Below are 8,672 nucleotides of genomic sequence, written 5' to 3' on the forward strand. Positions count from 1 at the left end.
TGAAGTAATTTATGTAATAATAACCCCCTCATTACACGAATGGATTACTTAACCATGAGCACACCCGCCCACCGTCGTCACGATATCTCTGATTATGTTTGGAGTTTACTTGAACCTCACCTACCAGGACGTAAGGGAGCCTGGGGACGTGTCGCTTATGATAAGCGACTATTTATTAATGCGGTATTCTGGATTTTACGGACAGGCGCACCCTGGCGAGATTTACCGCCCGATTATGGCGACTGGAAAAATACACATCGCCGTTTTTGTCGGTGGCGTGACAAAGGGATAGGGAAGGATTGCTTGAACAGCTCATCTCTGAACCGGATTTCGAATGGTTGATGATTGATGCCAGTCACATTAAGGTACATCCTCATGCCGCCGGGGCGGAAGGCGGCAATCAAGATATGGGGCGTACAAAAGGGGCTCAATACCAAGATACACCTGGCCGTGGATGCGCATAATATGCCGGTCAGAGCGATTATTACAAGCGGTACCACAGCGGATTGCTCACAAGCTGAGGTCTTGATTGAAGGAATAGAGGCGGAACATTTATTGGCGGATCGGGGCTATGACAGCAATACCGTTGTTGAACAAGCAGAAAAACAAGGCATGGAAGCGCAAATTCCCAGCCGCAAAAATCGCAAAGTGAAACGAAAATATGACCGGGAACTCTATCGGCTCAGGCACTTAGTTGAAAATGCTTTTCTCCATCTTAAACGCTGGCGTGGTATAGCAACCCGTTATGCCAAAAATAGTGCCTCACTTCTTGCGGCCGTTCAGATCCGCTGTCTCGCTCTTTGGTTAAATATTTTATGACGATATTATCTAGCTAAGGGTAAAAAAACAGACGCCCATTAATGCCAGATTTAAAAGGTACAGAGTGACTAAAAACGGCTTATTCCCTGCCATGTTTAATTCATTTATTAGCGATTTTATCCTCTGCTTATTTTACATTTACCTAACCTGCCATGATTATTTAAAAGCACGTTAAAAACACGAAAACAGAGGTATTAAAGATTTTATATAAAATACGGATTTAATTATAAGTGCAACTTTTTAAAAGGATGTTAATTAAATTTAATCGAATTCCATTAACCATTAAAAGAGAGTTAAAAAGTCAGCGAGAAAAAGAATATTATCCGAAAAAAACATAAAAGGGTATTCTTATACTATCAGGTGAAAACTGTTCATAATTACTGGTAAAACAACGTCAGTAAAGATAAAGCGAGTATGATTAACATTGGTTAAACGTAAAGCACAATATACCATGATGATTAAACTTAATAAAAAGCAAGTGTTAAAAGCAGTAAAAACAACGGCTAAAACCTTATTATACCGGTTAAAATCAGAGGTTAAAAAAATGGCTTTTAATAACAGTTTAAAACCGGCCCATCATAAATCTATCAGTGAAAATGAGAAAAAAATAGACTTTATTAATGCTTATATATCCCGTAAAAAAAGGACAAATAAAATTATCAATCGGTTAATCAGACAATCTATTTTCCAAAAGGAACCGACTTTAATAACGTTTTCAACCGGCAAATAAAATTTTTCATAAGCCAGTTAAATAATCACCCATGAAAAACATGAATAACAAAACCTGCAAATAAATAATTTAACCGAATACGAACTGGATAGTTTTTAGCGTTATTATATTGCATTTTTTATGCAAAAACACGATACATTAAATACGCCTGTTTAAACTTGTTTTACACTATTTTATCCCGTTAAATAGCATTGCTTTTCTACGGTTTTATTTAAATCATGCCTCTTTTAATACCTTTATAAGGTGATTTAATAATAAAATCAATTTATATCGTTATTTTTTCAAGCTATTTTAGTTCTTTATTAATGCTTAAATACCGATTTAATCATTATAACCTTTCTGGCTGATTAATCCGTCAGACTTTTCACTATTGTTGATATAATAAGGCGTTATTAAATAAGTTTACCAATTTATTTAAACATCATTTAAATAGATATCGATCGGCAAGCTGTTTTTTTCGATGATTAGTTAGCTGAGGATAAAAAAACAGACGCCCATTAATGCCAGATTTTTAAAAGGTACAGAAGTAACTAAAACAGCTTATTCCCTATCATGTTTAATGTATTTATCAACGATGTTATCCCTCGTTTATTTTACATTTACCTGTCCTGTCATAACCATTTAAAATCACGAAAATAGATGTATTAAAGCTTTTATATAAAAGATGGATTTTGCAACTTTTTAAAATGACGTTAATTAAACTTAATCGAATTACATTAACCATTAAAGGAGAGTTTAAAATAAATCGGCGAGAGAAATAATATTATCTGAAAAACATAAAAAGGTATATTTATACTATCAAGCTATTTACGGGTTGATTTATGAAGAAAAAATAAAGGGTAATAACTTATAAAAACTGCTCAGGATTGCCAATAAAACAGCACCAATAAAGATAAAAAATGAGTATAATCAACGTTGATTAAACGTAAAATACACTATACCATGACGATTAAACTTAATAAAAAGCAGATGTTAAAAACAGTAAAAAAACGGTTAAAACCTGATTATACCGATTAAAACCAGAGGTTAAAAAAATGGCTTTTAATAACCGTTTAAAACCTGCTTATCATAAATCTATCAGTGAAAATGAGAAAAAGAATTGGCTTTATTAATGCTTATAAATAAGCTTTCATAATGGTAGTACACTCATCTTTTTCATTCCAGGTTGTTGTTGTGTAGTAGTCAATTAACCCAGATAAAACCCAAGCCGCACAAGGTAGAAAACTTAAATGAGCAACCAAAATAATCTGAATAGCATTAAAGAAATAATAATGCTATTCGCCAAAAAAGAACATATCCCAGTTCAAGAATTGCATGATCATTGGCAAAGTGTCGCTCTCTTAAATCGGGAGATATCTTTGTTGAAACAAGCATTAGAAAAAAATGATAAAGTTACACAAATTGCGGCTCTTGTTGTTGCACGAGGTATAGCTTTAGGAATTATGAATCAATTTGAAAATCTATTCGAAGATATAGAGAAAATGGCTTGGTCAGATGAGTTTAAATGGCCGAATTCGTGTTTTTAAATGGTTATGGCAGATTAGATAAATGTAAAATAAGCCGAGGATAGTATTGCCGATAAACGAATTAAATATGGTAGGGAAAACAAAGTGAAATCCCTCCCTGCCTCGTTGATAAGCACAGATAAACTTATTAAGAGCCTGCTCAATCAGGACTATGAAACACTCAAGGCACGCAGTTCAGTAGGCTTTTTGCTAAACGTAGCAAGTAGTGTTAATTACCTACTCCTTCCCCCCAAAAACCCATTTGAATCTACGTACCTCAGAGCTGACTTTACTTAACTACTTATAACCAGAATTTTAACCATAAATAGCACGAGTTTCAGTCACATTCTCACGCTTATCAGATTCAGCAACAGTAAGAAACTCACGCCACAACGTAATCAGTCGCTCAAGATCAGCACGGGAAACATTAAGATGTGTCACTAAGCGAGTGACAGAATCTACGCTCAGAATCACACCTCGTTCTTTCATCCAAGGTCCCAACTGCGCGGCTTCATGCGCTGGTATGCGTAAAAATACCATATTAGTCTGTGCCCCAGGCGCCAAAACTTCCACACCCAGCGCACTCAATTGTTCAGCCAGCCACTGGGCATTATCATGGTCCTCACGTAACCGTTGAACATTATGCTGCAATGCATAACGCGCTGCGGCAGCTAATATTCCCGCCTGACGCATTCCACCCCCAGTCATTTTGCGCCAACGCCGTGCCTGCTTGATGTATTCTGCATCACCACACAGTAAAGAACCCACTGGCGCTCCCAACCCCTTGGACAGACAGAGGGTCAGAGTGTCGCAATACTGAGAGAGAGTACTCAGTGGCACATCTAACGCCACAGCCGCATTGAGAATACGTGCCCCATCAACGTGCAATGCCAAGCCTTTCTCCTGCGTAAAAACTCTGGCCTGCTGCAAATATGCCAGTGGTAACACCTTACCACCGTGTGTATTTTCTATACTGAGTAAACGGGTTCGGGGGAAGTGAGCATCATCTGGCTTGATAACACTGGCGACAACATCCAGAGGCAATGTGCCATCCGCCGCCATATCAATCGGCTGCGGCTGTATACTTCCCAATACGGCAGCTCCACCCGCTTCATACAGGTAGTTATGCGCATTTTGACCCACAATATATTCATCACCTCGCTGGCAATGGGTGAGCAACGCCACCAAATTAGCTTGCGTACCAGTAGGCAGAAACAGCGCAGCTTCCTTGCCAGCCAATACAGCAGCTTCGTGTTCAAGCTGATTAACATTAGGATCGTCGCCATAAACATCATCACCCACTTCTGCTAATGCCATGACCTCACGCATAGCCTCGCTGGGTTGGGTAACAGTATCACTACGTAAATCGATCATAGGTGGCTCCTGTATATTATTTTGAAAAATTATTTTGCTTAAATAGCCAGAGGATAATCTTTTTCATATCTGACAATGCCATAACTATATCTACTTATGCTTTGGTCAGATTGTCTGTATTAACCGTAAATATAATATAATTTCTGCCATAAATATCACCGGTATAATTTACTGAAAAGTATAAAACATCAACAAAGTCAAAACACACGTTTCTCCGCCAAAATAAAAGCGCTATTCTGATCATCATTTCTTGATAGTTGAAGCTGCGATGGCCGGGTTAGGGGTGGCAATGAGCCTAGAATTGATTGCTTGTGACGACGTTATCAACGGGCTGCTGCAAGCACCATATGGGTTTCAGGATCTTGATGTTTTCAAGATATAGGGACAGGGACAATCACCCGGCCCCATAATTAGTTGAATAATCAAATCACTCTCGAAAACTGTCGCTGGTGAACCTGCCGGCGCAGATAAATATCAAAACACATACAGATATTACGGATAAGCAACCGGCCTCGTGGTGTCACCCGGATCTGTTTTTCATCTATTTCCACCAGACCATCTGCGACTAATGGTGTCAATAATTGCAAATCTTCCGCAAAATATTTGGTAAAACTCAGATTATATTGTCGCTCAATATCGGCAAAATTCAGCCGGAAATTACAGATCAGCGTCTTAATCACATCACGGCGGATACAATCATCCTGAGACAAGGTTAAACCACGCCACAGGGCATGCCCCTGTTTTTCGACCTGTGCATAGTAGGCTTTTAACTCTTTCTGGTTCTGAAAATAGCTATCGCCCAACATGCTGATAGCAGAAACACCCATTCCCAGGAGATCACACTCTTCCTGAGTGGTATAACCCTGAAAATTACGGTGCAACCTTCCTTCCCGCTGAGCAACCGCCAACTCGTCATCCGGGCGCGCAAAATGGTCCATGCCAATAAACTGGTAACCATTTCCCGTCAGTGTTGCAATGGTTTCCTGCAAAATATCTAACTTTTGTTCGGCGCTTGGTAAATCATGCTCTTTGATTTTACGTTGGGCGGCAAACAGATTCGGCAAATGAGCATAATTGAAAACACTCATTCTGTCCGGTGATAACGCTAATACTCGTTTCAAAGTGAAAGCAAAACTTTCAGGTGTCTGTTTCGGCAAGCCATAAATCAGGTCAATACTGGTAGAATTGAAACCAGTTTCACGAGCACGTGCTACCAGAGCAAAGATAACATCTTCATCCTGTTCACGATTAACCAAACGTTGTACTTCTTTATTAAAATCCTGTACCCCCATGCTCAAACGGTTAAAACCTTCACTGCGCAGGTGATTAATCACATCCAGTTCAATTTCACGCGGATCGATTTCAATGGAAATTTCAGCATCCGGCAAAAAATTAAAATGGTTACGCAACATTCCCATCAATTTACTGATTTGGTTTTTATCAAGATAAGTTGGCGTACCACCACCCCAATGCATCTGGCTAACGTTACGGCCAGAAAACAGTTTCGAACGCTCACGGATTTCACGTTCAAGCAGTTGCAGATATTCATCTGCTTTATGCTTCTGGCGAGTCACCTGTTTATTGCAACCACAGAAATAACAGAGTTTATGGCAAAACGGGATATGGACGTAAAGAGAAAGCGGTCGTTCAGGGTAACGGACAGCAGCCTGCATAAATGCTGCATTATCATACTGTTGATTGAATTCCAGCGCCGTAGGGTATGAAGTATAACGGGGGCCGGAGTAATTGTATTTCTGGATCAAAGGCAGATCCCAAACTATGGCTTGCTCAGACATTCTTATTCCTTCCGATATTTCTGTCTACCAAAGCGCAATGTTTGCAGATGTTTGATGTGTTGCGCCGTGGTGACTCTGCGCAGCCGGGTTTTACGCCGCGACAATCGCCATAGTTTACCCAATAACCACAACAAATAACATACTAATAGTATGGTTATTAGGGTTAACCCGCCTTTGATCATGGAAGATTAAATTAATTGCCTTTCAGCAGTTGCATAATGTCATCTGGCTTCTCTTCTTCGCCTTCTTCCTCACCTAGCTCAACCCCCCACTCTTCCATCAAGACATCAATGCGATCCAGTGTGGTGTCAACATAGACATTATCTTCTTCAGACAGTTTTTCGCCATTTTCCAGACGCTCCAACAATGCATCCAAACGATCATCGTTTTCCAACATTGCCAGCTCTCCCTGTGGCGACAGACGAGGTTTTGTCTCCGCTTTAGCTTTGGCCGCCACGGGTTTCATCGGTTTCTCTCCGACAATCAGTGGAACAGGCACTTTACTGCCAAGACGAGGATCACGCTGCTTGCTGCCTGACCGATGCTTGTCGCTATCTTGCTCCTTATGACGGCTACCTGCCGGATTACCACTGTGCTTTCTCTGGCGCTTACGCTCACGACCTTCCGCATTCAATTCTTCGCGGCTTTTTCTTTTCTGTTTACCAGCAGATGCTTTCGCAGGTGCTTTTTTCTTTAACTGGTTCATAGCCTGTTACTCAGTTTGGTTTATCAGGGTATTGCTGCGGCGGAATCTAGCAGAAACCACACGTATAGAAAAGCGCCACAGATAATTCTTTTTCTTTAAAAATCTAGTCAAAGTCCTTTATTATTCATGATTGGTTTAACCATCAGCGAATATTCTATTAATCTTGGCTTTCAATAAGTGATGAATTGATATGCTTTTTTCTGATACTTCTTCCTACAAGCCCGTCTATTTATGGGTAATTGGTTATGCTTTGTTATGGATTATAGTGGGTTATTCATTTGACCCAACCGTCCCCTATGATGCCGTCGAAGCATTAAACTGGGGTAAAAACGGAGAATGGGGCTCACCTAAAAATCCGTGGCTGGTGGGCGCAATGATGCTGCCGGCTATCTATATAAGCGGTATTTCATTAAGTTTTTACTGGTACTTCATACACTTTATCGCTATCGCTATTGGTATGCTCGGTGTATGGCATCTGGCGTTCCGGCTAACAAAGAAAAAAGAGCTGGCATGGCTTGCCATGCTGACATTGAACCTATCCGGTATTATTAACTTTGATATTATTCCTTACAACGATAATTATCTACTGATTATGCTATGGCCGTGGAGTATGCTGTTCTTTCTGCGGGCAGTGTATGACAACCCATACTGGTGGATAGCATTTGCACTCAGCTCCGGGCTGGCAACAATGGGGAAATACTCCTCCCTAGCACTGGTCGGCTCAGTTTTTCTACTGACACTGTTTGTACCCAGAGTTCGTCAATGTTACCGCCAACCGGCTCTTTATATCGCACTGGTTATCTGGTTTATGCTGGTACTGCCTAACGTTTGGTGGCTGTGGAACAATGATTTTGCTGCTTTCAAATGGGTAGATTCACAGATAGATAGCGGTTTTAATCTGCACACCACCCGATCGTTATTATCCGTGTTTTATCCACTGATGATTGTTGGCATCATTATCTACACGCTTGGAGGCCGTATTGGCTGGCCAAAAGAGCAACCGGGCCGACTGGCAAATATGGTTATTCTGTTGCCATTACTGATTATCTATTGCTGGTTCTCATTCAATGAGGGCGGAAGAATGACTGAATGGTTGCAACCCTTTATGTCTGTTTCGTCAGCGCTGTTGGTCGGTTCCATTACCCGTTTTCCACAAAAATCATTACTCAGTACCCTGCGAGGGTTGGCAGTCACCGCAGTATTGGTTTTGATGGGATATGTTTTTGTTATGGCCGCTAATGTCCGTGGCGCCGGCCATGAATTTGAAGGTATCAAAGATTTTTCCTGGCAACTGGATCAACGCTGGCAACAGCTCTATTCAACACCATTGCATTATGTCGGGGGCGAATACTTGCATCAGTGGCTAACGTTCTACGCACCAAGTCAACCGGAAACGATCCAACCCTGGACGTTGGAAGGGCAAACGCCAAATGTCTATAACCGCCATGTTAAAGCAAGCGATATTGTACGCGACGGCGCTATTTTGATCGGAGGAAAAGGTAAAACCTGTGAACAGGAAGATTTTCACAGCGTTTTACAAGACTGGCCCAAACTGAAAATAAACAGCACTGAGGAGTTTCTTTTCCAGCCTGAACCTGAAACGAAACCAATACCAATCTGCGTAGGTTTTGTGTCACCGGAAAAATATCAGTAGTTTTCTCTGAAATTTGAAAGCCTGATTTAACAGGCTTTCAACTCTTCATACGCCGTTAACATAATGGCAATATACAGTATTGTCTACA

Annotated in this window: 6 protein-coding genes and 1 pseudogene; 4 read left to right on the forward strand and 3 right to left on the reverse strand. The window is 40.7% G+C overall.

The window, feature by feature from the left end:
• Window positions 1–54 precede the first annotated feature (54 nt).
• From PTE_RS24535 to PTE_RS11040, 3 genes and pseudogenes are all read left to right on the forward strand, one after another.
• A pseudogene (locus PTE_RS24535) lies at window positions 55–819 on the forward strand (IS5 family transposase).
• A 451-nt stretch (window positions 820–1,270) separates the two neighbouring features.
• Window positions 1,271–1,549 carry a hypothetical protein gene (locus tag PTE_RS11035; RefSeq protein WP_070974558.1) on the forward strand — a complete coding sequence of 93 codons (279 nt, stop codon included), beginning with the start codon at window positions 1,271–1,273 and terminating at the stop codon, window positions 1,547–1,549.
• A gap of 1,229 nt (window positions 1,550–2,778) precedes the next feature.
• Window positions 2,779–3,075: a hypothetical protein gene (locus PTE_RS11040; protein ID WP_036846269.1), complete on the forward strand. Its 297-nt coding sequence runs from the start codon at window positions 2,779–2,781 to the stop codon at window positions 3,073–3,075.
• 294 nt (window positions 3,076–3,369) lie between these two features.
• Here PTE_RS11040 and ltaE read toward each other — a convergent pair whose 3' ends face one another.
• The 3 genes from ltaE to yihI all read right to left on the reverse strand — a co-directional run bounded on the left by ltaE (window position 3,370) and on the right by yihI (window position 6,930).
• Window positions 3,370–4,428, reverse strand: coding sequence for a low-specificity L-threonine aldolase (gene ltaE, locus PTE_RS11045; protein WP_036846271.1), 1,059 nt, complete (start codon window positions 4,426–4,428; stop codon window positions 3,370–3,372).
• 422 nt (window positions 4,429–4,850) lie between these two features.
• Entirely contained in the window at window positions 4,851–6,224 is a 1,374-nt protein-coding gene (gene hemN / locus PTE_RS11050) for an oxygen-independent coproporphyrinogen III oxidase (RefSeq protein ID WP_036846273.1), read from the reverse strand.
• A 193-nt stretch (window positions 6,225–6,417) separates the two neighbouring features.
• A complete protein-coding gene (gene yihI, locus PTE_RS11055; RefSeq protein ID WP_036846275.1) occupies window positions 6,418–6,930 on the reverse strand; it encodes a Der GTPase-activating protein YihI in 513 nt (170 codons plus the stop codon).
• Between the two features lie 190 nt (window positions 6,931–7,120).
• Here yihI and PTE_RS11060 point away from each other — a divergent pair, with 190 nt between their 5' ends.
• Window positions 7,121–8,584 (forward strand): ArnT family glycosyltransferase, encoded by a 1,464-nt coding sequence (locus PTE_RS11060; RefSeq protein WP_036846279.1) that lies wholly within the window; start codon window positions 7,121–7,123, stop codon window positions 8,582–8,584.
• Window positions 8,585–8,672: the final 88 nt, after the last annotated feature.

The sequence above is a fragment of the Photorhabdus khanii NC19 genome (assembly GCF_000517265.1).
Taxonomy (GTDB): Bacteria; Pseudomonadota; Gammaproteobacteria; order Enterobacterales; family Enterobacteriaceae; genus Photorhabdus; species Photorhabdus khanii.